Genomic DNA, 21,110 nt, shown 5'->3' on the forward strand with positions numbered 1-21,110 from the left:
GCACCCACGCATCACTTCCGATACCGCTCGTCGCTAACCTTCTCCAACCAATCTACGTTCGTTCTGGCGGTGGATCGCCACGTGCCAAAACTTTCCCCGTATCCAGAAGCTAACGATGCCCACGGCCACAATTCTTCGGTCGGAAATCAGACGTCCCGGCGTTGAGGGGTCAGAGAGGTGTCAAATCGCAACGATTTGCCAACCATGGATGCTTTCCGAGCCAGCCGCTAACGAATCGAAAATCGATCCGCCTCATGTTCGCATCTGGAAGCTGAATGGAGAAATCAAGCATGACAGGACACCAATCTATCGGGAGCGAGTTTATGGCTACGAGCTATATCACCAGTAGCGCACCCGGACTGGCGCGAGCTCGCCGCCGTGCGCGATTTCCGGACGGCGTTGCGATCAATGGGCGCCACCGAGATCGAGGGACGCAGCGTCGAAGAGTGTATCGCAGGGAGGCAATCGGCCGATCCAACAGCTAACAGTGTCTAGGCGGTTCACCGCCCAAATGATCGCCGAGTAGGGTCGAGTAGAGGCGTCGATCGCTCGACGCCCCCCTCACAGATCCGGACGTGCAGCTTTGGCGAGTAGGCCGGCGGAATCTCACCGCCGGCCTCTCATAGATCCCAGCGTGAGACTCTCGCCTCACTGGGCTCCCATCAGGCGAACGAGCCGCGTATGCCGATCTTCCAGTGTGCGAACAAGCCGGGACGTTCTCGAGATAGTCGTTCGAGGACGCGGCCGGCCTTGGCCTTGCGACCCATAAAGCGTTTGAACTTCCGCATCATCCAAGCCTCGATTGTCTGATTGACGTATCGAAGGATTGGCCCCAGAGCCGCGCGCGTGAATCGACCGTAATATTCAATCCACCCCCGCAGGAGTGGATTGAGCTGCCGAGCGATGTCAGCCATTGACACATGGGTTCGTCTTCGGAGGTTCAAATCCCGGATTGCCGCCCGCATGGACTTCAGCGCCGAAGCGCTGACCCCAGGTAGAAAACTGCAGAACACCGAGGCGTCTTGCGAGTTCTTTGCCCGTCGGGGCCGGAAGCAGTAGCCAAGGAAGTCAAACTTGACGTTCGAATAGCTCCCCTTCCGCCGGCTGTCCTTACAGTAGACGATCCTGGTTTTGGTGGGGTGCATCTCAAGTCCGCATTCCGCTAGGCGAGTTTGTAGCTCGGCCTTTACGGCTTCCGCTTCTTGCTCGCTCCGGCAGTGCACTAGACCATCGTCTGCATACCTACACCATGGGAGGTCAGTGAACCTCCCCCGACTGAGTGGACACCTGTAGGAGGCTCTGCGAGCCAGGAGGTGTCGAATGGAAGGACGTCAACGTCGGTCCTTTACCGAGGAGTACAAGCGGCAGGCGGCTGAGCTTGTGGTGTCGAGTGGCCGGTCGATCACGTCGGTTGGCAAGGAACTCGGTCTTCGCGACTCGGTGCTGCGGCGCTGGGTGGAGAAGCTCCGGCAGGAGCCGGCATCGGCGACGCGGCGCCCCACCACGCAGGCGACGCCGATGCCGGCGGACCAGGCTGCCGAGATCGCCCGTTTGCGCGAGGAGAACGAGCGGCTGCGCATGGAGCGGGACATTTTAAAAAATTCGATCGCGATCTTTGCCGGAACCCGGACATGAGCTTCCGCTTCATCGAGGACCATCGCGATACCTATCCGGTGCGGCTGATGTGCGCCGTGCTCGAGGTCTCGCCGGCCGGTTATTACGCCTGGCGTGAGCGCCCGGTGAGCGCCCGCGTGACCACCAGTGCCGTGCTCCTGGCCGCGATCCGGCAGGTTCATCAGGACAGCGGCGGACGCTATGGCAGCCCGCGGGTCCATGCCGCGCTGCGGATGCAGGGACGTGGCGCCAGTCGTGGCCGGATCGAACGCTTGATGCATCGGCACGGCATCCGCGCCATCATGGCATCACCGCGCCGCGTTCGGACAACCGACAGTCGTCATGGCCTGCCGATCGCGCCGAACCTGTAGCCGCGGCGGCGAACCGGGTCTGGCTCGCCGATATCACCTACATTCCTACTGCAGAGGGCTGGCTCTACCTGGCGGCGATCATGGACCTCTTCAGCCGCAAGATCGTCGGATGGGCCATGCGGGACCACATGCAGGTCGAACTCGCCGCGTCCGCGTTGACGATGGCGATCCAGCAGCAGCATCCAGAGGTCGGATTGATCCATCACTCCGATCGCGGCGTGCAGTACGCCTCGTACGACTATCGTGCGGCCCTCGCGGCGGCCGGAATCGTCGGATCAATGAGCCGCAAAGCCGACTGCTACGACAATGCCCCGATGGAGAGCTTCTTCCATACCCTGAAGACCGAGCTCGTTCATTATCGCCAATACAAAACCCGAGCCGAAGCCCAGCGCGATATCTTCGCCTTCATCGAGGGCTTCTACAACCGAACCCGACTCCATTCCGCCATCGGATATATCGCCCCGATCGAGATGGAGCTAAAAGCAGCTTAACCCTGTCTACTTTTTTGGGGGAAGATCACAGGGTGCGTCCGTCCCATCCAGAGATCGAACGTGTAGTGCAGGAAAAGGTTGGATAATATAGGGCTAATCACGCCACCCTGAGGGGTGCCGCGGGTTCGCTCGATAATTATTCCGTCCTTGTCCATAGGTGCCGTCAGCCATCGTTCGATGTAGAGCAGCGCCCATTTGCACGTCACGTGCTTCCGGACAGCCCGTAGCAAAAGTTCGTGGTCGATGTTGTCGAAGTATCTGCGGATGTCGGCATCGAGTACCCAGTTCACCGGCTCCGTCGTGATGGCTTCGCGCACCACCCGCAGCGCCTGATGAGCACCGCGTCTGGGTCGGAAGCCAAAGGAGCAATCGAGGAAGTCGGCTTCATAGATGGCGCTCAAGACCTCCGCCACCGCGCCCTGGACGATTTTATCTTCCAGCGCGAGGATGCCGAGAGGCCGCTGACCGCCGTCAGCCTTAGGGATGTACGTCCGGCGAACCGGCAACGGCCGATAGCGGCCGCCATGGACCCTGTCGGCTAGATCGCGAAGATTACCTTCGAGGTCTTGCCCGTAGGAGTCCACTGTCACCCGTCTACCCCGGGGGCCGCCTGCCGCCGCAGCCGTCGATACGCCCTTTCGAGCGCAGCGACGTCAACGTGGTGCAGCAGCGCCGTGAACCTAGTCTGGCGCGACCGTTTGGCCGCCTCATTCACCCAGGTGAGATTGGCTGGCAGGATGACCCGGCTCTGTGTCCGGTCCCGTGCCTGCTCACCGGAGTTTCCCATCAGTCGGGGCCTTCCCTCCGGTCGACTCGTTGCCTTCGCCGCCATCGACAGTACTACGCCCCGATCCGCCACCCTGCCGTGCCTGAGGAACGACCTCCGCTTTTCGCTCGGTCAGTTCTCCCTCCGGTGACGAGCCGGAGCACATGACAGGGTTTCTCAGGTTCCCATGATTTCTGTGCGCGCGTGATGTGGTCTCCGACCCCGGCGGCCCAGAACCTGCTCGCCTTTAGCGCAGATCCCGGTGTTGCCTTCGACTTTTGAAGCAGCCTCGGCGACCGCGACGATCCGATTACGTGGCCCAATACACACCCTGCACGCTTGCTGTCTACGCTTGGTCCTGCCGTTACCGGTTCGGACCCACGACTCGCTACGAGGCGTCTGGCTAAGACTTACCTCGGCAGAACTTTCATCCGCTAGACATCATGAGCTTCTCCTGACGCACTTCAAATCCCGGAGGCGCAACACCCGATTATTGCGATTGATTGAACAGGAGATTCCTAAGCTTGCTGCATAACTGACTCCGACCGGGCCGCTGATTAAGAGACAGCCCCGGGTTGAGAAAAATCAATGACTTACTGGTCGCACCAACGAGCTTATCCGACCGAAAGTGGGCATTCGTCGCACAATCCGAGGCATTGCACTGCCTGATATCTGAACACGCGCTACTCTGACTTACGAGGTCAACTGCGACTACAAGAACGTACACTCATCCGCTTCTTAAAATGGATCACTTCGTATCCGTGCAACACTCCATACCCGCAGCGAAGGTAGCCGGCAGCCTCATAAAGTCGCTGAGCGGCAACCTGGACTGTTGTTGTATCGAGTACAATAGAGAGGAATCCGAGAACTACAGCTCGCGTTTCTAATTCATAAAGTATGCGCCTTCCAAGGCCCCGTCTTTGAAGAGCCGGATCGACCCTCAGACGTTTTAGCTCTGCGACTTCATCACTAACAGGTTTCAGAGCGCCCATTGCAGCGAGCTGGGACCCAATACGCGCTATCAGGAATTCTCCGCCCGATCTAATATATACTCTCTCTATGTTGCGTAAATCCGCCTCCCAGACGCCCTCCGGGCCTCGCGCGCCCACATGATCCAAGGCGCTTCTATGTAGGCGCCAGACATCTTCGGCATCCCCAGGCTCAAATTGACGAACGCTGATTTCTACTTGCGACATCAATGCTCGCCCTTCGACTTATGTCAGAGTTGTGCGTTCCTCGCACATTTAGGTGCTCTTATCACGACGTCTCGCCGTCAACAGCCGCTGATCAAGGACAGCTGCAACGCTTTCCGACGACGCAGCTCCACTAACGGGGAGTCCTGGTTGAACAAGGAGGCAGTCTCCGGACAGAAGCGCGTCACGCGCCAGCCAAAGCGAGTAGGCGCTGCCGGTGCTGTCGAAGACGGACGATTCCACATAATTGATTTCGAGCTCGCCAAAGCGGCTGCCACAGGCGTATTCAATAGCGTCCTTGCGGTAGCCGACAACAATTGTGACGTCTTCCACGCCGACAGCTTCCAGATTTCGCAGAGCGTTATGGAGTATCGGCGTTCCATTGACCTCAACAAGCGGCTTGGGCCGCAGATCGGTCAGCGGTCGCAAGCGAGAGCCAACGCCGGCAGCAAGAATAACGGCTTTCTTGGGCGCATAGGCGGTCATTTCATTCCCTTTCGTCGTTCTTCGATATCGCGTCCTCACTTCCAAACGGCACGGACCCAGACAAGCCGGCTTGGACCGCCCCAGGAATTCTGGTCCACTCGCCCCGGCGCACCGCTGGCGCAAGCTCGCTCCAGATCTCTCGGGCGGTCAGATCGATGCTTTCCCTGCGACTCACGGAAGCTGTTTTGGCGCCCGCACGCCGCCGCGGTGTCCGACGAGTCGAACAAGACTGTCCGTCGCCCCAACACTGGCGCTCTCCTTCGGTCCATGACGTCGCTTATGGTTGTCTGCTGCGGTGTGGGGTCTACGGACTTCTTGAAACATTGGACCCCTACATCTCAGGAACGACGGATCATCGCCCGCGTTGGCTCTTCTTCCAGAGCAAAATGAGTTTGCTGCCTTTTGTCGGTTGACTGGATGAACCATGAGATGGGGCAATCGAGCCGAAATATTGCGGCAATGGATAGATCGGCCGCGTGAGGGCTCTCGCGGCAGTCGATCGCCAGCCCACACTCAGAAGTGACAATCTGTGCGTCGCTGACGAGTGGGATAGAAAGGCGGCCGGTTGCATGGCGGTGGTCCTTCGAGACGAAGCATATTGCAGCGTGAATGAAACGTTATCGCCCCACTCAGGAGGGGCGAAGATAGCGCGCTTCCGCACTGGCGAGTTCGTCGTATCTCAAGAGTTCGAACACCTCGTCGAGCGTCGCAATACTCGGCTCAATGCTGGATGTGCTCTCCTCAGTGAGGATACGATGGTAGACCTGCCGCATTGCCGCTATTGCAGCTCGCATAGCATGGTTGGCCCAGATCACCGTCGAGATGTGAGCTTTGCGGTAAGCAGAGACCGGCGTTCGATAGTATTTCGTTGGAATGATCACAACCGGCAGCCTGTTCTGCCAGGCGCGTGCAAACGCAAGAATCTCGTCCGCAGCGCTCCTTCGCGAGTGAATGAGGATCGCATCGGCTCCCGCGTCGGCATAAGCGTGGGCGCGCAAAATTGCTTCATCCATTCCATGGCCGCCGATCAGCGCCTCGATCCGGGCCACAAGGACGAAGTCTTGCGCAACTGTATCCTTCATCGCCCGCAGACGGCCGGAGAATTCGTCGACATCGGCAAGGGGATGCCGGTCAACAAACGAATTCGTCTTCGGAAAACAGCTGTCCTCCAGCGCGACGCCGGCAGCGCCACGCTGACGGAGTTTGCGTGCCAGCAGACGGGCGTTATTGAAATTCCCGAAGCCGCCATCGCCGTCAACCAAGACAGGCAGTTGCGTTGAGTCCACGATCCGCTCGACTGCATCGACGACCTGGCTCCACGACGCTTCGTTGGCATCTCGGTAGCCCAGAGCGCAGGCAATCGACAGACCCGACGCCCAGAGACCTTTGAAACCTGCGCGCTCAGCGAGAGCTGCCGAGAGTCCGTCATGCGCTTCCATGAGGAAGAAGAGTTTGCTACTGGAGCAGACGTCGGCCCGCAGCCTTTGTGACGGTGAGGAATCAACGGATTGATCAGCCCGTTTGGCGAGAGCAGAATGTGATTGGTCGTGCATGCTGAATGCCTGCGTGCAAGTTGACCGAGCAACGATCATCAATGGAAGGTGACATGTTTTCGTCATCTAGATCAATTGTGAGAATTGGTAGTTGCCCGGGTGCGCATTGTTGCGTCTCGTTGTCGATGTGCAGCAATCGTGGCTAAGCTTGGAAGCCAGACCAGTGCGTTGCTTATCGCGACGACGGTTCGGGATTGGACAACTGACTTCACTGCGCCTTTCGCCGGCCAATTGTTGACAGGGCGGGCCTACGCCGGCGAGATGCAGAATCGCGCCTGTTCAAGCCTAACCTCAAGATGCAATCTATTTGATATTTGGATAGTCTCAGACCGCTGCCGCGGGTACCAGACCCAAGCTCGACCAAGCGCATCAGTTGTTCGGGATGTGCCGTCTATTCGGTCAGCCGCATCAGCGCGATGTTCTCGGTCCCAGCACCGCCGCCGCGAAGAGCGACGTGGTGAGTTTCGGACCGAGTGACGCTCGATTTCGTCCACTACGATTCGGTCATTGATAGTTTCAAGCCGATGGTTCGCGAACAAACGTTCGACGTCGCGGAGTTGCCGATTGTCAGCTATCTCGTGGCTCGGGAGTTCGGCAAGCCCATGACGCTCTTGCCCGTACGCTGACGCGACGGTTTTCCCACTCGCGCGCCCTCCACAACGCCGAGCGGGGGCATGTTGTTGCCGATCCTTTGGCACCGCTAAGGCGCAGATCAACGCGGCGCGCATCCGTTCAAGGACTTCAGTCGAATCAGGGCAATTTCAAACAAGTCAGGACCTATCTGCCGGGGCACCAGTGAGATACTTCTTGCCCTCGTTCTTCTTCAAAATCCAGATATCGCTTTTTTTGCCCCAGAACTCGCTGGCTGAAGGAACAAGCGACCACCGGCCATGCCTATCCATCTTGAAGCCATTCTTCTCATAAAACCCATGAGCTTCGGGCGTAGCAACTAAGCTTACTTTGCCGCCATGACCTGCCGCTTGGGACCGGTTTATGGCCGACTCAAGCATTGTTTCGCCAGCTCCGTAAACGGCCGGGTGCGTCGCCAGATGTTTAATTTCGATATCGACTCGACGTTGCTGCAGCGTCATCACGGCGATAGGGGCTTCTTGAAGCGTATAGACGAGTTTATCTTCTGGACCTTCTTGCATCACAATGGCCGATCCCACTGCTCCATCGCTTCGTTCCTTCCATGCTTCCAGGTCAGGCCTCGTTGGGGCAAGTTCCCCGGGGCCGTCGGGTGGAACCGTCAGTTCTCTTCCAGCGCGATCTTTGCTGAACGCCTCGATACTCTTCCAGAATTCTTTCACCACACTTGCGGCCTGATCGGCTTTGAGGAGCTCGATATTCGGAGTGTTGCTGTAGTAGTACGGTGACGATCGCTGGATCGCGACGTCGCGGTCTTTTTCGCTTCCGCTAGCCAGATATACGTCATTTGAAATTGCCGCAGACACCTGAGTGCTGGAGGGCGGGTTATTTTGCAATTCGCTCAGCTGCCGTTCAAAGCGGGTTCGCGAGTTCAACTCGCCAGATCCTTGCGAACTAGCGCCGTCCAATTGTTGCCCCGCCGGCTGCTGTTGCCGCAGGGTAGTGTACTTCTGGGCTAACTCACCAACGACGCTAAGCACATCTCCGATTGCTTTGAGCATTCGGACCTCTATGTTCTTGTCCACTACCATCAATGGAAGCATCGGCACCCCAGAGACCTCAGTATTTTAGGAGAGCTAGCTTTCGAGAACCTGACGGGTCTCAAGACGATTGTGACTACCGAAATGGCTCTCCTAAACCAATAGATACTGAACGCTCGTCCGGGGAGGGGACGATTTGCGAAAAGCGGACCGCTACGACGTATGTAAAGTGCCGAGCAATACAGGTCGAGCTGACCATGATAGTCAAGCAGTCACTGAATCCTGCTGGACCAAGGGAGCCGCACCAATCGGGGCAGTACCTGAGACTCGCCTTGGGAAAACCCGCGACGCCGGGCGGCGCGAGAGACTAGACCGACCGACCCATCAAAGGGGGGATGATTAAGCGCATCCCCAAAAGCAGCTCTCGAAGATTGGACGGAAAACCCCAAACGTACACGACATGCGGAATATTGATGCATTCGAGCCTTGCGGTGACCCTCGAGGGGCTTCCACTGGGGCTCAACGCCGTGAAGTTCTGGACCAGAAAGCAATTCAGAGGGGGCGCTGCGCTCAGGCGCGAGGTCAACCTGACACGGATCCCCATTGAACCAAGGAGAGCATTCGGTGGCTGGAGAACCTCAAGCAATCCACGGAGCTTTTCGAGAAGCCATCGCAGTGCATCCATATCGGTGATCGTGAGGCCAATATTTATGAATTGTTTTGCGCCGCCCAAGAGGTTGGAACGCATTTCTTGGTATGGACCCGTATCCTTTCTATTCAAATCGACCATCGAATACATCGAGTCCTGTTGACTGTTCTTGCGGATCGAATTTTAAAAGGTGGATTCGGTGGCGGTATGCCCGGACGCCCAGAAGCCACCGAGATCAATCGCAGCTTGGCCGAACAGCGTCGTTTCCACCAAGCCGAGTGCGCTGCGCCAGGGAAATAGGAACTGTCTCGGCGGAGCCGCGGTCGACGCCGTGATGTGGCCGCATTGCGATCGCCATGAACCGCGCGCCCCGCATCTCGTCGGAGGCGGGTTGACCTGCCCCTGAATTTTCATCCAGCGGCAGTTAGAGTCTCGGTGGGTGATCTGCATTCGGGATACGTGAACGCCAAGGCTGGCGTCCCGTGACGCCACGCCAGTCGCTTGCCATAATAGCGATGTTGATTAGATCCGAATCGGGACTTGTTGCCTGAGACGAATTGCCTCATCCCGGTCGCTGCCGTAAAATATCTCTCGACGAGCGCTGTCGTTCGGCGTGAATAGGTAGAAGAGACCCATGGCCATGGGGATGGCGCCGAGACCGAAGATTAACAGAAGCGGGACGCCTTGTAGGAAAAGAAGGCCACCAACGCGCGCTCTTGCGTTCATCTCGTCGAATGCTACGGCACCGTCCATTGACTTGACGCCGAACAATCGTTTCTTCCCTCTGATGGTCTCAAAGTAAAATTCGCCGCCTATGTTTAAGTTCACCAGCAACGACAGGATCGCATTCGTTGCGAAGACCTTGGAGACGTTGATCCGTTGACCGTGCTCGTCTTGCATTTCGATCCACTGATATATGCAGCCATCTTTCAAGATATCGTGCTGGCCGTATGCAGTAATTGTACCCTTGATTGAAAACAGACCCATTTTACCCTCAGTTATGATCTTCGATTTCGTATTCGAAGACGAGCCGTGAATGCTTCACGGTGGCATTAGTCCCGATGACGGCGCATCCATGCGGATCACGCCGCGGCGGGATGCCGGTCAGAATGATGCCGGGACCCGCATCCTTGCCCGTGACTCGATACGGAGCCGGATCGCATCCGCGTTTGAACGTGTAGGCGACGCCTTCGTAATTGCCGTGCTCGTCCCACCGTCCGGAAAACAGAACCGTGCCTTCCTTTACCGGAAGGCCGGAGCGGGGCGTCTCGTATCGGATTTCGACGATACCCTTGTCACGGGTGATAATGCCACGAGATCCGTTGTGAAATATCGGAGCCATCTCTTGGGCCGATGCGCTTGAGTTCACCAGAACGGCGATCGCGCATACAATGTTCTTCATTGGACTTCCCCAGTTCTAGACAACGCTACCGACAGAGTCGCAATTTTCTGCGTTCGAAATCTCTAAAGTTGTAACTGAATCCGGAGCGCCCAAGTCTCACGTGGGGTCATGCTGGATCGTCATGCCCTAACACGAGTTCGCGGAATGCTCATCGAGTATTTTCGTTCTGTAAGTCTGCGCTCTTCCATCAATGTATTCTGACAGAGACTCCGGAACGTTGGTCCAAATGGGATCGACGAACTCGACTGCAATAACGTTTGCCCTCTGTAGCGCCCAAGCGAACTCGAGAGACTGTGCCCGCGGCCGATATCGGTTTCTGTCGAAGTACCAGTTCAGGGCCGGAGACATTCTAATGATGCGCCTGCTGCTCATCCCATCGTTCTTCCTATCTCTACTCTATACCGAGAAGAGCATTCTGACCTACTCTATCGTTATGTTGGTGGGCGGCACTCTGGTCGGCTGGCAATATGGCGCTCTATAACTTCATTGGCACTACGCTGATGCCGAGAAATGTTCGGACCGCCGGCGTAACGCTTGGGTACGCTGTTGGTGCAACGATATTCGGCGGTACCACACCATTCCTTCTTTGGCTCCAACGTTCGAACCTCTCCTGGGTATTTCCCTTTTACGGCACGGCGATCGTGGTTCTTAGCATCGTAGTTTATCTGATCGCCAAAAAGCGAGGCGGCGTCTACGTCGGAGATTAGGCAAGGCAGGGCTTCGTTGCCTCAGCGTGAACGATATACATCACGAAAGGCCCCAGCGATCATGATGGCGCAAACCCTGACCTTGGAAAGCGGTGCCGGGCTCGGCACCATCGCCGAACGCTGCGGTTTCTGTGACTTCTATTCAGTCGCACATTTAAGCGTACCACCGGCACCCGCCCGCGCACTTAGCGGCGCGTCGATTGCTGAACCGACGCGCATGACGTCCTCACCGCAATGGGTTGGTGCTTTGCCTTCCGCGATCGGCGCCCGAAATTGAGCGAGTTTGACGTCGGTCGCTGCGAGCCTGCTGAGGAGGTGGTTGAGAAGTTCGCGCAATCGCGTCAACCGGACATTCCGTTCCTGCTTGGAATCGAGCGGAGAAACCTCGAGGCTCTAACTCGCCCCACGAGGGCAGGGAGGTCGACGGAGCAACAAGCGCAATCGTCACCGTCCTCGAGGACGACGGCTTGATGCGTCGCGCTCAGTTTCCGACGGCTCGCTGACAATCCTGTCCCATTGTCCGGTATTGATTCCTCGCGATAACAATGATAACATATAACTATTCAGGCAGGGAACAATAACACATGGGAAACGCCATAGCGGGTAACGCATCGTTGCTCAGGATCGAGACGACGGGCACAGTGCTGACTGTGGGGCTCAACCGTCCGGCCAAGCGCAACGCGCTGAACGACGGCATCATCCTTGCGCTGCAGTGCTGCTTTTCTGCGATTCCCGATAGGATCGGCGCTGTTGTCATCCACGGCATCGGCGATCACTTCTCCGCTGGCCTCGATCTGTCCGAGCTGACCGAACGCGACGCCACCGAAGGGCTTGTCCATTCCCAGATGTGGCATCGAGTGTTCGACCGCATCCAGTATTGCCGCGTGCCCGTGATCGCTGCGCTGAAGGGGGCGGTGATCGGCGGCGGCCTCGAGCTTGCCTGCGCGGCGCATATCCGCGTCGCGGAGCCTTCGGCCTATTTCGCGCTGCCGGAGGGCCAGCGCGGCATCTTCGTCGGCGGGGGCGGATCGGTGCGGCTGCCGCGGTTGATCGGCGTGCCCCGGATGGCCGACATGATGTTGACCGGCCGGGTCTATTCCGCGACCGAAGGCGCCTCTTACGGCTTCTCGCAATATCTCACCGAGGCCGGCGGCTCACTGGCAAAGGCGATGGAGCTTGCCGTGCGCGTCGCTGCGAACGCGCCGCTGACCAATTTCGCGGTGCTGCAGGCGTTGCCGATGATCGCGGAGGCCAATCCGCAGACCGGGCTCTTGATGGAATCCCTAGTGGCGACCGTCGCGCAGAGCGACAAGGAAGCCAAGCGGCGTATCCGCGCATTCCTTGATCGCAAGACCGCCAAGGTGAAGCCGACATGAGCGCCAAGCCTGACACGTCCGCGACAGCCGCCAGCGCGCATCCGCTGCGCCCGATCTCGTTCGGCAATCCCGAGGTGACGGTCGAGCGCCATGCCGACGGCACGATCTATCTTCGCCCGAAGGCGAAGCTCGCCGATTATCCCGTTCGCATCACCGACCGCCTGCATCACTGGGCCAAAGCCGCGCCGAACCGCGTGTTCATGGCCGAGCGCGCCGCCGGCGGCGGTTGGCGGCAGATCACCTACGCACAACTGCTGGAGACGACGCGGCGCCTCGCGTCGGCGTTGATCGCGCGCGGATTGTCGGCCGACCGACCGATCGTGATCCTGTCGGGCAACTCGATCGACCACGTGCTGATCGCGTTCGGCGCGCTGTATGCGGGGATCCCGTTCTGTCCGGTCTCGCCGGCCTATTCGCTGGTCTCGCGCGACTACGGCAAGCTCAACTTTCTGATCGAGCTGCTTACGCCGGGCCTCGTCTTCGTCGATGACGCGGACAAATTCGCCGACGCACTGCTCGCCAATGTGCCCGCGGGCATAGAGATCTCGGCGAGCCGAGGCGCCGTTGCCGGCCGTGATGTCACCCGCCTCGCCGACCTGACGACAACGCCGGAACACCCGCGCCTTGACGCGGTTCACGAGGCAATCGGCCCCGACACGATCGCAAAGTTCCTGCTCACCTCGGGGTCGACGGGCAATCCCAAGGCGGTCATCAATACCCAGCGCATGATCTGCGCCAATCAGGTCATGCTGCGCGAGACGCTTGCGTTCCTGAAGGATGAGCCGCCGGTCATCGTCGATTGGCTGCCGTGGAATCACACCTTTGGCGGCAACCACAATATCGGGCTGACGCTCTACAATGGCGGCTCGATGTATCTCGACGAGGGCAAGCCGATGCCCGGCGGCATCGAGGAGACCGCGCGAAACCTGCGCGAGATTTCGCCGACAGTCTACTTCAACGTTCCCAAGGGCTATGAGGCGCTACTGCCTTATCTCCGCGACGATGCAGGCTTGCGGGCGAAATTCTTCGACCGGCTGCATGCGATGTTCTTCTCGGGCGCGGCGCTGTCGCCGCTCGTCTGGAACAGCCTCGACGAGCTCGCGGTGCGGGAGAAGGGCTATCGCGTGCCGATGCTGACCGGCCTCGGCGCGACCGAAACCTCGCCGTTCTTCATGTCGGTGCGCCCCGACACCAGCCGCTCCTGCCATGTCGGCCTTCCCGTATCAGGCGCCGATGCCAAGCTTGTGCCGAACAACGGCAAGCTGGAAGTCCGCGCCAAGGGGCCGAACGTCTCGCCAGGTTACTGGCGCCAGCCGGAGCTAACCGCCAAGGCCTTCGACGAGGAGGGCTTCTACAAATTCGGCGACGCCCTGAAGCCTGCCAATTCCGGCGATTTCGACGCCGGCTTCGACTTCGATGGCCGTATCGCCGAAGATTTCAAGCTGGCGAGCGGCACCTGGGTCAGTGTCGGTCCCTTGCGGGCGCGGTTCGTCGGCGCCTGCGCGCCGCTGGTGCGCGACGTCGTGATCGCGGGCCTCAATCGCGACGAGATCTCGGCGATCGTCATCCTCGATCTCGACGGCTGCTGCCTGATCAATCCAGATCTCGCTGCCAACGATATCGCGGCGGCTGCCGCTGATTCCAAGGTACGCGCGGCCTTCCGCGAACGCTTCACACGATTTCTCGCCAGCGCGACCGGTTCGTCGAACCGCGTCACCCGTGCGATCCTGCTCGACACCCCGCTGTTGATCGATCGCGGCGAGATCACCGACAAAGGCTCGATCAACCAGCGCGCCGTGCTGGAGCATCGCAATGTCCTGATCGAAACGCTCTATGCGCCGGTGCCGGCGGCATCCGTCATCACGCTAACCTGATTTCGAAGAGGAGAACCGCCATGCAGTTGAAGGACCAAGCCACCATCGACTGAGAAGGCGTAGAAGCTCCGATGAATGAACACAATGGATTCCGGATCAAGGACATGCACGCGATCGTCGCAATTAGCGATGATGACGGGGAGGTCGTTCAGACTTGGTACACGGCGGATGGTCCGTTGCCGTTGATCGCCACAGATCATCGTTGGCTTAAGAACATCACCGATATGGCGCAGATCATCGCCAATCAATCCGGCAAAGAGTTTGAGGTTGTGACGTTTTCCGTCCGTGAACGCGTGGGCAGGATTAAGCCGGAACGCAAATAACCGTGATGTCTATTTCATGTTCACCTGATGGCCCTGTCCCCGGAGTTGGCCAATTCATGTTGCACATGATGATCCGACTGTCTTCTCTTAACGCCGTTCCCCGCTAGAAACACCTTCCGCCAACACATGAAGAGGAAAAGCCACAGGACGCCGGCGGAAAACTATAGGAATATATTCCATAACGGAGATTATGCGAATCGCTTACTTGCGCTGTTTCTTACTACTATTGCTATTGATGCGGGCGGGACGTCACGCCGCCATCATGTCGAACTCGACATGAACGCGGTCATGGAAATTCCACGCCCCCACTTTCCGTCCTCTCCAAAATCCCCGCGCCCAGCAGCAGCGTCACATCGGAGTGGACCCCCTTGAAGTCGCGGTCGACCCGACGCGCGACTTCCCGTATTGTCAGCGGGCCGGCTCCGGTCATAACTCGCACGATCTCCATGCGCTTGGGCGCCAGCACCCGCCAAAGGTCGCGGACGCTCTCGAATGAAATTCGGTCGTCGCCAGCCTTACGCTGCCCGTGCGCAGTCGCCAAGATGCGGCGCGTCAGGTTGCTCTGTGTCGCGACGCCTAGGATAACCGTCCGCATGTTCTATCTCCGTTTATTCACGTCGCGCCAAAAACCGCCAGCAGCCGCACCAGCCCACGAAAAGCATAAGAGCAATCCTTGCCATCCAGGTGGCGATGATCGCCCTTGCCGCGCTCATTGTCGTAACGCACGCGGCAGACGCCGTTCACTACATAGCGAGCCGGTATTTGTCTTCGGCAAGAGTGGCGATGTCCTTATCATATTCAGCGAACGTCATGATGTTTAGAAAAGCTTGTAGTTGCTGATTGCGCTCATTAGAAATGTTACCAGAGGTTGCGTGAATGGTTGTCCTCCGACGGCATTGGCATCGGGCTGAGGACCCATAGCGGCGCCGGCTTCGGGGGCACGCACATCGGTCGTTTAGTTCAGCGATCCATTCCTGGTCCAGCCTGCCGCTCGTTAGCCTCGACGCAGCCCGATGCTCCGCAGGCATTTTGGGCGCGCCGGATCGCATGCCCAACGCCTACTGATGCAGCGCATGGAACCGATCTGAATTAGACAGCTGTTGACAAAGTTGACAAAGTTGCAGGAAATAGTCCATATTCAGGCAGGGAGTCGAGATCATGTCCAAGGCACGGTCAAAGGCCATCGGTATCAAAGATCTGTCCGTCCACGAGGACGGAATGATGATGGTACTTAAGCAGAAGCCCTCCGCTTTGAAGAGCCTGGCTCTTCCCGCAGACGCTCAGGTCGCGATTGTGTCCAAGAGTGCAACGGCGCTGCAGAAGGTTCGTGAGCGCAACAAGCAACTAGCGGGACAAGCGTTCCGGTTCTTCACCGGAGCAGCGAAGAAGACCGTTGTCGTCAACAAGGAGGCATTTGCGCCCGATGCCCGGGCTCTCGCCGTCCTCGAGGGCGTCCGTATTGTGCAAGAGGATCTTCGGCGAGCAGGAGGCGCGTACGATCTGGACCAGGTCAGAACCCTGCTGCGGGGAATCTCCCGGCAGGCTGTCGACAAGCGCGTGCAGGAAGGTAGCCTCCTTGCCGTTCCCGGTCCCAGCAACCACCGGAGCTTTCCGACCCTTCAGTTCAACGCGGACGGCACTATCGTCGAGGGCCTGAAGTCCGTCCGGGAGGTGCTGCCGACCAACAATCCCTGGACCATTCTGAATTTCCTGGCTCAGCCAGATGATCGGCTGGGTGGCCGCAAGCCCATCGACCTGCTCAAGGAAGGCAAGGTTGAACTTGTGGTCGAGGCCGCCCAGCGAATGGCTCAGCAAGGCGCGTGACCGCTCCGCTACCGCCGGACGATCTCGATCGCCGCCGTCCGCGCCTGGTCCGGCTGCGGCGGGGTACGCTGGTTCATCGGTTCTACACCGCCGAGTACGATCCCATCTTTTTCGACACGTCGCGTCTCGGCCGGCTGAACGCTCCTGATGGAAGCTACGGCGTTCTCTATGCAGCCCGGGAGCCCTTCGGCGCATTTGCAGAGACGTTCCTTCGCGTGCCGGGACGGACCCTGATAGATGCCGGCCTGCTGCATCGCAAAGCCTACGCTCGTCTCGAGATCACCGTAGATCTTTCGCTGATCAGACTGGCTGGCCCCTCGCTCGCCATTCTCGGTGCGACCGCCGAGGTGGTGCATGGCGGACTGCCTTACGACGTGCCGCAGGCCTGGTCGAGGGCTCTATTGGGCCATCCGCTTAATCCCGACGGCATCGCCTATTACGCTCGCCACGACGACGATGGCCTTTGCTATGCGCTGTTTAATCGCACTCGCAGCTCAATCCGGGAGATCGATCGACAGACCAACCTGGATCAAGACTGGTTCTGGCGGCTCGCGCAACGATACAAGGTCGGACTAGCGCCCGGCTGACTCTCGTTGAAGCCGGCAGCCCGGACAATGCCTGTCGTCGTTGAAGGAGCCGAGGCAAATGAGCAGTTTGACTTCCTGGCGCGTGAGGCCTGCGATGACGTTCAAGGCTCCTTCATTGGCCGACCGGGTCCGAGATCAGGGTCGTCGCCCTCCAGGGATAGGTTGATGGCCGCGTCTGTACTCCCCGCCTTGGCCCGCGAGCTCGATCCTTCCGGCGCATTCTGCGGCCGGAGTTCCTGGCTCGGTGCTGGAGCCAACATCATCCGCCCAGCGCTGAGATGTGCTCCAGATCCTGCCGGCGCTGCCTGGCGCGGCGTTCGTAGCTGGCCTGGTTCTTGGTAGCGACCAGCGTGTGGGGACTGCCGCGTCTTTCCGTCGTGAGGTCAAGGTCGCACGTCGCGCTCCGGACCCTTTGCTCGACATGGGTCCTCCGGTCCTGGACCGCCTTCAGGCGCCATTGCTGTTGATCCGGCGCAGTCAGGAATGCGCCCAACCCACGGCAGTCGCCGCACGTGCATTTGAGCGGGTTGGTCCTGGTCCAGTCCCGTGGCGCCTCCAGCGGCAGGGCGACGCGCCGGCGCAGGTGGTCGAGCGCGGCCTCCCGGAGCCGCGCGACCGCCGGCCACGCCCTTCTCTCCTCCAGCTTGGCAATCGCTAGAGCAGCGGGGACCAGCACATCGTCCGGCTTGTATGTCTTCGGCCAGGCCATCAGGTGCTGGATCGCGCGCGCTGCGAGCCCCGCATCGATTCGACTTGTCGCTGTCAGGAGGTCGACGACAAAGCCTGGCTTCACCGGCGCTGGCCGGGAGACATCGACCTGCTGCTGCGTGGTCGGGTCGCCCGGCATCGCATCTATCAAGGCTTGGCCGATCTGTTCGAGGGTCAGACCTGCCGGCGCCGCAACGCAGCGCGTCAGCAGATCGCCGCAGGCGGTGAGATGGGCCGAAGCGTTACGGCTGACAATCCGGATCAGCAATTCCGTTGCGCGCGCGGCGGGAAGAAGCGCGGCAGCTCGCACAATCGCTCCGTTGTCAAGCGCGGCGTAGTGGCCCTCGGCCGACAGCTCGGCGAGGAGCGCATCGATGCGCCCGGCGTTCCCAAGCCGGATCTGCAAATCGAGCATCCGGCCGGCTGCCGCGTCGTCGTCTGCCCGCCGGGACGAGCGTGGCCAAGAGCGCAGCATATGCCGCGACAGCTCATCGGCTTCACGCCACAGCGGCGACTGGATCGATGCATTGCTCGTCTCCCAGCGCACCGTCAGATCTTCGAGATACGGCAGCGTCGTGCCCAGGCCAGCCTGATTCAGCACCGCGAACCTCCGCGCGGTCGGCCACAACACGAAGCCGGCACGGCGATAGGTGCGCTCGAAGGACGCGCCTTCGTTGCCCGTGGCCTCGTGAAAATGCTGCTCATCCGGCGCCAGATTCTCGAAAGCATCGGGCGGGCACAACTCGTCCTCGGTGAAAGGAAAATCGTCGAACCCGGCCTCGCCGCCGTCCGGACGCCGCCACTCGGACAGAATCAGCGTTCGGTGGAAGATCTCGGCGACCTCAAACTCCTCGTCTTCGCAGCGACCCCAGCGGCGACGGCCGTAATAGGTGCTATGTTCGGCGCTGCCGCCCTCCTCGATCGACACGAGAGCGAGGTGGAGATCGCAATACGCCTCTGCGGCGGCCTTGACCAGCACGGACGCCACGCCCGCATCGGCCCCTTTGAGTGCACTGAACGACAGCTCGGCAGGCGTATAGACGTGCTCCAAGGGTACGATCAACTTATCAGGCTCATCCTCAGCGCTCGCCCAGTTCCGCAGCAACTCCACCACGCGCCCGTGCTCCGCCCGATAATCGGGTGCCTTCAGTGCGCGGCTCCTGCCGACGAAACGCAAATTATAGACGAGGGCCAGGCGACATCCCGTCTTGACCGGACGCAACTCATGCACGCAGTCGGCATAGAAGGCCGCAAAGCCGATCTCCGACGGCTCCTCCGGACGGGCGTCGAGCACGACCTCCCGGCCGAGATGCTTGACGACCAACTCGCCGCCGCTATGGGCTGAGGGCAGGACAAGCACCAACGTCGCGAACATGCCGGCGACCTTCTCGGTATCGCGGTGGTCGACGAAAAAGCTGCCGGTGTCGTAGACAAGAAGCTTATAGAAGTCGGCCGCAACCGGCTCGCCCACGCCAAGCCGGCGGGCCATGTCGGCGACGAGGCCGGCCAAGGTCTTGTCCCAGTGACGCCCTGCGATCTGAACCTTGGCGGAATCGACCTGCCAGGTTCTCCGGACTTCGCGATCGACCACGGTCTCCTCGCCTCGCCCGAACGGAGCTGTCTCGGCGATCGCGACGAGCTGCTCGGCTTGGACGGGTAGAACGGGAAAGGCGAGCCTGCCCACGCCGTCGACGTCGATCGTTGGCATGAAAATCTCGCGAATTCCGCCGACACAGAAGTCACCCGGGCGCTCAACGGATCGCAGACTGTTGAGCAACCTGGTACCGATCGACGACATGCTAATCCTCCGACACGCTGGACGGTGTTTCGTGGATGACCGTCAAGTCGACGCGATCCCACACGGTCGGGGGACGGACCTGTCTGGCCTCTTGGCTCGACACCCCGAACAGGTGCGTGAAGTCAATTTTTACCTGGACCGATCTCGGTGGAATCCGCGGGAACGACGTCCCCTTTCTATCACGCGTCATTGCAGGACGTGAACCTGTCGCTCTCCTTTCTAAAGGCACCAAAGTCTCGCGGTGCGGTCCTTCACCACACGGACTGTACGGATGTCATCCTTGGGGACGCGAGGCGGGGCCGCCGCGCCCGGCAAGACCGCGGGACAATGAAAATTCTTAAGCTCGGTCTGATAGCCGACAGCCTCCGAGCGCGCCTCGTGCAGCTTCGATCGCGACCGCCTTGCGGTTCTTCACAACCTCCGATCCAAGACCTCGCGACCGAGAAGTGCATCTCCGTCATTTCGAAGAAGCCGAGCGCATATCGCTCAAGGCAGGCGTCACACGGCGGAGCAAGAGGATCGCATCACTGATGTTTGCACGCTGCGGCCGCGACGTGACGTTCGCTCACAAGATTTACGACCTTCCACGCGGCGCAAGTGCGGATGCACGTTCAACACCCCGCATATTCAAAGAGCTGCAGTATGCGCTCTAGATACGCCCGCGCTCGGCGGCCATCCGGCGAGCCCCGACCTCGAGATAGAGTTGAGCGGCGCGGGTACGCTTAACATTGTCCGGGTCGCACTCCTCGAGGAGACGCACAAATCTGGTCATGCACCACATTTCAATGCGCTGCAATCGTTGCAGTAAGGATGATGATAGCTCGACGCCAGACTCTACGGCCTTAGCCTGCTCTCTGGTCAATCGCCTCCCCCCCTGGCTGTGCGAGCAGGCTAGCACAGCCTCGCGAGAGTTAAAGGTTCATTGGCGGTATCTACGTCTGGTCCTCGCAAAAGGATTGACCAATGCGGGAGTCAGATTGACCACATGGCTAGCATTGTGGCGCCTGCGCTTGATGGCCTCGTGGCATCGGCCATATAGTTCGTTGGCCTTGCCGTTCTCCTGATCGTAGCCTGGAGAGGCATTGCAATATCTTGTCGGTCGGAGGTGCCCGACCGTGCGTTGGGCCCCACGTCAGTGGTGAGGCTTTAGATGTATGGGTTGACTTACATGTCCGATAAAGCATTCCAAGCATGGATACGCGAGCTTCGTTTCGAGATTGGGCAGGTCTATTCGCAATTCCCGCTGGTTCCAGAGCACTGGCGGGGCGAGTTTGAGAAAGGTTGCACACCGACTGAGGCCTTTGACCGCATCATGACGGCCGCCGCTGAAGCGTCGGCAAGAGAAAGGTTTTCCTAAGCATCCGACCGTGCACAAAGTGGCAGCCGCTCGCCTGACCTGTTGGCCGCGAGCATGGCGATTCCGACGGGGACGATTGATGGACTGACGGCTACTATCGATCTCGTCGCAGGGACATCAATCGGCCCTGATGGCGCGTGACAATGCCATCTGAGTTTGATCAGGAGAGCCACATGCGCGAGAAGCCGCATAATTCTCATGTCGCCGACACGGCGCCGGCGGGCGATATTCTGACGCCGTATGATCGCGAACATGCGGTCACGTATATGCGCATGCTCGACGCCGACCGTGAAGGCGCTGATTGGCGCGAAGTGACGGAAATCGTGCTTCAGATTAATCCGGAGAGCGAGCCGGAGCGCGCCAGGCAGGTCTACGACACACATCTTGCGAGGGCGAAGTGGGC

The 21,110-nt window shown here is 59.6% G+C and carries 23 protein-coding genes and 1 pseudogene; 13 read left to right on the plus strand and 11 right to left on the minus strand.

Annotated features, from left to right (window positions below):
* Nucleotides 1–662: 662 nt before the first annotated feature.
* Nucleotides 663–1,322: a group II intron maturase-specific domain-containing protein gene (locus H8B02_RS30750; protein ID WP_312001372.1), complete on the minus strand. Its 660-nt coding sequence runs from the start codon at nucleotides 1,320–1,322 to the stop codon at nucleotides 663–665.
* On the opposite strand from H8B02_RS30750, the gene H8B02_RS30755 reads away from it, so the two are divergent.
* The 3 genes from H8B02_RS30755 to H8B02_RS30765 are packed head-to-tail and all read left to right on the plus strand — an operon-like array spanning nucleotide 1,321 to nucleotide 2,476.
* The gene (locus H8B02_RS30755; protein WP_229169662.1) at nucleotides 1,321–1,635 is read left to right on the plus strand and encodes a transposase; all 315 of its coding nucleotides are present in this window, start codon (nucleotides 1,321–1,323) and stop codon (nucleotides 1,633–1,635) included. The genes H8B02_RS30750 and H8B02_RS30755 overlap by 2 nt on opposite strands.
* Nucleotides 1,632–1,985 (plus strand): IS3 family transposase, encoded by a 354-nt coding sequence (locus H8B02_RS30760; protein ID WP_229169663.1) that lies wholly within the window; start codon nucleotides 1,632–1,634, stop codon nucleotides 1,983–1,985. Before H8B02_RS30755 ends, H8B02_RS30760 begins: the two co-directional genes overlap by 4 nt.
* On the plus strand, nucleotides 1,922–2,476 hold the full coding sequence (locus H8B02_RS30765; protein WP_229169679.1) for an IS3 family transposase: 555 nt from the start codon (nucleotides 1,922–1,924) through the stop codon (nucleotides 2,474–2,476). Before H8B02_RS30760 ends, H8B02_RS30765 begins: the two co-directional genes overlap by 64 nt.
* Here H8B02_RS30765 and H8B02_RS30770 read toward each other — a convergent pair.
* From H8B02_RS30770 to aepX, 4 genes and pseudogenes are all read right to left on the minus strand, one after another.
* Complete coding sequence (locus tag H8B02_RS30770; RefSeq protein ID WP_229169664.1) at nucleotides 2,473–3,066, minus strand: reverse transcriptase domain-containing protein; 594 nt, start codon at nucleotides 3,064–3,066, stop codon at nucleotides 2,473–2,475. The genes H8B02_RS30765 and H8B02_RS30770 overlap by 4 nt on opposite strands.
* A gap of 877 nt (nucleotides 3,067–3,943) precedes the next feature.
* The gene (locus H8B02_RS48160; protein WP_274617718.1) at nucleotides 3,944–4,438 is read right to left on the minus strand and encodes a GNAT family N-acetyltransferase; all 495 of its coding nucleotides are present in this window, start codon (nucleotides 4,436–4,438) and stop codon (nucleotides 3,944–3,946) included.
* A gap of 147 nt (nucleotides 4,439–4,585) precedes the next feature.
* Nucleotides 4,586–4,921: pseudogene (locus H8B02_RS30780) on the minus strand (sugar phosphate nucleotidyltransferase); the annotation flags it as partial.
* 629 nt (nucleotides 4,922–5,550) lie between these two features.
* A complete protein-coding gene (gene aepX / locus H8B02_RS30785; RefSeq protein WP_283842258.1) occupies nucleotides 5,551–6,474 on the minus strand; it encodes a phosphoenolpyruvate mutase in 924 nt (307 codons plus the stop codon).
* Nucleotides 6,475–6,947: 473 nt separating this feature from the next.
* On the opposite strand from aepX, the gene H8B02_RS30790 reads away from it, so the two are divergent.
* On the plus strand, nucleotides 6,948–7,100 hold the full coding sequence (locus H8B02_RS30790; RefSeq protein WP_229169665.1) for a hypothetical protein: 153 nt from the start codon (nucleotides 6,948–6,950) through the stop codon (nucleotides 7,098–7,100).
* Nucleotides 7,101–7,244: 144 nt separating this feature from the next.
* Here H8B02_RS30790 and H8B02_RS30795 read toward each other — a convergent pair whose 3' ends face one another.
* The 3 genes from H8B02_RS30795 to H8B02_RS30810 form a co-directional block, all read right to left on the minus strand.
* A complete protein-coding gene (locus tag H8B02_RS30795; protein WP_229169666.1) occupies nucleotides 7,245–8,123 on the minus strand; it encodes a GNAT family N-acetyltransferase in 879 nt (292 codons plus the stop codon).
* Between the two features lie 1,150 nt (nucleotides 8,124–9,273).
* The gene (locus H8B02_RS30805) at nucleotides 9,274–9,738 is read right to left on the minus strand and encodes a hypothetical protein (protein ID WP_229169667.1); all 465 of its coding nucleotides are present in this window, start codon (nucleotides 9,736–9,738) and stop codon (nucleotides 9,274–9,276) included.
* Between the two features lie 7 nt (nucleotides 9,739–9,745).
* Entirely contained in the window at nucleotides 9,746–10,153 is a 408-nt protein-coding gene (locus H8B02_RS30810; protein WP_229169668.1) for a hypothetical protein, read from the minus strand.
* A gap of 352 nt (nucleotides 10,154–10,505) precedes the next feature.
* Here H8B02_RS30810 and H8B02_RS48165 point away from each other — a divergent pair, with 352 nt between their 5' ends.
* The 5 genes from H8B02_RS48165 (at nucleotide 10,506) to H8B02_RS30830 (ending at nucleotide 14,433) form a co-directional block, all read left to right on the plus strand.
* On the plus strand, nucleotides 10,506–10,634 hold the full coding sequence (locus H8B02_RS48165; protein ID WP_274617727.1) for a hypothetical protein: 129 nt from the start codon (nucleotides 10,506–10,508) through the stop codon (nucleotides 10,632–10,634).
* Between the two features lie 287 nt (nucleotides 10,635–10,921).
* A complete protein-coding gene (locus H8B02_RS30815; protein WP_229169669.1) occupies nucleotides 10,922–11,137 on the plus strand; it encodes a hypothetical protein in 216 nt (71 codons plus the stop codon).
* Nucleotides 11,138–11,444: 307 nt separating this feature from the next.
* A complete protein-coding gene (locus H8B02_RS30820) occupies nucleotides 11,445–12,236 on the plus strand; it encodes a crotonase/enoyl-CoA hydratase family protein (protein WP_229169670.1) in 792 nt (263 codons plus the stop codon).
* Complete coding sequence (locus tag H8B02_RS30825) at nucleotides 12,233–14,110, plus strand: feruloyl-CoA synthase (RefSeq protein ID WP_229169671.1); 1,878 nt, start codon at nucleotides 12,233–12,235, stop codon at nucleotides 14,108–14,110. The genes H8B02_RS30820 and H8B02_RS30825 overlap by 4 nt, the downstream gene beginning before the upstream one ends.
* A 71-nt stretch (nucleotides 14,111–14,181) precedes the next feature.
* Nucleotides 14,182–14,433 carry a hypothetical protein gene (locus H8B02_RS30830; RefSeq protein ID WP_229169672.1) on the plus strand — a complete coding sequence of 84 codons (252 nt, stop codon included), beginning with the start codon at nucleotides 14,182–14,184 and terminating at the stop codon, nucleotides 14,431–14,433.
* 286 nt (nucleotides 14,434–14,719) lie between these two features.
* Here the strand turns inward: H8B02_RS30830 and H8B02_RS30835 are convergent, their stop codons facing one another.
* Both H8B02_RS30835 and H8B02_RS30840 read right to left on the minus strand, forming a co-directional pair.
* Entirely contained in the window at nucleotides 14,720–15,028 is a 309-nt protein-coding gene (locus tag H8B02_RS30835) for an HVO_A0114 family putative DNA-binding protein (RefSeq protein WP_229169673.1), read from the minus strand.
* A 17-nt stretch (nucleotides 15,029–15,045) separates the two neighbouring features.
* Nucleotides 15,046–15,159 (minus strand): hypothetical protein, encoded by a 114-nt coding sequence (locus tag H8B02_RS30840; RefSeq protein ID WP_376711729.1) that lies wholly within the window; start codon nucleotides 15,157–15,159, stop codon nucleotides 15,046–15,048.
* Nucleotides 15,160–15,591: 432 nt separating this feature from the next.
* Between H8B02_RS30840 and H8B02_RS30845 the strand changes: the two genes are divergently transcribed.
* Together H8B02_RS30845 and H8B02_RS30850 are read left to right on the plus strand one after the other, a co-directional pair.
* Nucleotides 15,592–16,257, plus strand: coding sequence for a hypothetical protein (locus H8B02_RS30845; protein ID WP_229169674.1), 666 nt, complete (start codon nucleotides 15,592–15,594; stop codon nucleotides 16,255–16,257).
* The gene (locus H8B02_RS30850) at nucleotides 16,254–16,844 is read left to right on the plus strand and encodes an RES family NAD+ phosphorylase (RefSeq protein ID WP_229169675.1); all 591 of its coding nucleotides are present in this window, start codon (nucleotides 16,254–16,256) and stop codon (nucleotides 16,842–16,844) included. The genes H8B02_RS30845 and H8B02_RS30850 overlap by 4 nt, the downstream gene beginning before the upstream one ends.
* Before the next feature lie 259 nt (nucleotides 16,845–17,103).
* Here the strand turns inward: H8B02_RS30850 and H8B02_RS30855 are convergent, their stop codons facing one another.
* Nucleotides 17,104–19,350, minus strand: coding sequence for a 2OG-Fe(II) oxygenase (locus H8B02_RS30855; protein ID WP_229169676.1), 2,247 nt, complete (start codon nucleotides 19,348–19,350; stop codon nucleotides 17,104–17,106).
* Between the two features lie 1,168 nt (nucleotides 19,351–20,518).
* Here H8B02_RS30855 and H8B02_RS30860 point away from each other — a divergent pair.
* Nucleotides 20,519–20,707: a hypothetical protein gene (locus H8B02_RS30860; protein WP_229169677.1), complete on the plus strand. Its 189-nt coding sequence runs from the start codon at nucleotides 20,519–20,521 to the stop codon at nucleotides 20,705–20,707.
* Between the two features lie 173 nt (nucleotides 20,708–20,880).
* Nucleotides 20,881–21,110, plus strand: a 230-nt coding sequence (locus H8B02_RS30865; RefSeq protein WP_229169678.1) for a DUF2285 domain-containing protein, incomplete at its 3' end; no start/stop codon positions are given.

Source organism: Bradyrhizobium altum, assembly GCF_020889705.1.
In the GTDB taxonomy this organism is placed as follows: domain Bacteria; phylum Pseudomonadota; class Alphaproteobacteria; order Rhizobiales; family Xanthobacteraceae; genus Bradyrhizobium; species Bradyrhizobium altum.

Coding starts and splice junctions, on each gene's coding strand:
- H8B02_RS30755 (WP_229169662.1), top strand. CDS start 1,321: ATGGAAGGACGTCAACGTCGGTCCTTTACCGAGGAGTACAAGCGGCAG.
- H8B02_RS30760 (WP_229169663.1), top strand. CDS start 1,632: ATGAGCTTCCGCTTCATCGAGGACCATCGCGATACCTATCCGGTGCGG.
- H8B02_RS48160 (WP_274617718.1), bottom strand. CDS start 4,438: ATGTCGCAAGTAGAAATCAGCGTTCGTCAATTTGAGCCTGGGGATGCC.
- aepX (WP_283842258.1), bottom strand. CDS start 6,474: ATGCACGACCAATCACATTCTGCTCTCGCCAAACGGGCTGATCAATCC.
- H8B02_RS30795 (WP_229169666.1), bottom strand. CDS start 8,123: ATGCTCAAAGCAATCGGAGATGTGCTTAGCGTCGTTGGTGAGTTAGCC.
- H8B02_RS30805 (WP_229169667.1), bottom strand. CDS start 9,738: ATGGGTCTGTTTTCAATCAAGGGTACAATTACTGCATACGGCCAGCAC.
- H8B02_RS30810 (WP_229169668.1), bottom strand. CDS start 10,153: ATGAAGAACATTGTATGCGCGATCGCCGTTCTGGTGAACTCAAGCGCA.
- H8B02_RS48165 (WP_274617727.1), top strand. CDS start 10,506: ATGATGCGCCTGCTGCTCATCCCATCGTTCTTCCTATCTCTACTCTAT.
- H8B02_RS30815 (WP_229169669.1), top strand. CDS start 10,922: ATGATGGCGCAAACCCTGACCTTGGAAAGCGGTGCCGGGCTCGGCACC.
- H8B02_RS30820 (WP_229169670.1), top strand. CDS start 11,445: ATGGGAAACGCCATAGCGGGTAACGCATCGTTGCTCAGGATCGAGACG.
- H8B02_RS30825 (WP_229169671.1), top strand. CDS start 12,233: ATGAGCGCCAAGCCTGACACGTCCGCGACAGCCGCCAGCGCGCATCCG.
- H8B02_RS30830 (WP_229169672.1), top strand. CDS start 14,182: ATGAATGAACACAATGGATTCCGGATCAAGGACATGCACGCGATCGTC.
- H8B02_RS30835 (WP_229169673.1), bottom strand. CDS start 15,028: ATGCGGACGGTTATCCTAGGCGTCGCGACACAGAGCAACCTGACGCGC.
- H8B02_RS30845 (WP_229169674.1), top strand. CDS start 15,592: ATGTCCAAGGCACGGTCAAAGGCCATCGGTATCAAAGATCTGTCCGTC.
- H8B02_RS30855 (WP_229169676.1), bottom strand. CDS start 19,350: ATGTCGTCGATCGGTACCAGGTTGCTCAACAGTCTGCGATCCGTTGAG.
- H8B02_RS30860 (WP_229169677.1), top strand. CDS start 20,519: ATGTCCGATAAAGCATTCCAAGCATGGATACGCGAGCTTCGTTTCGAG.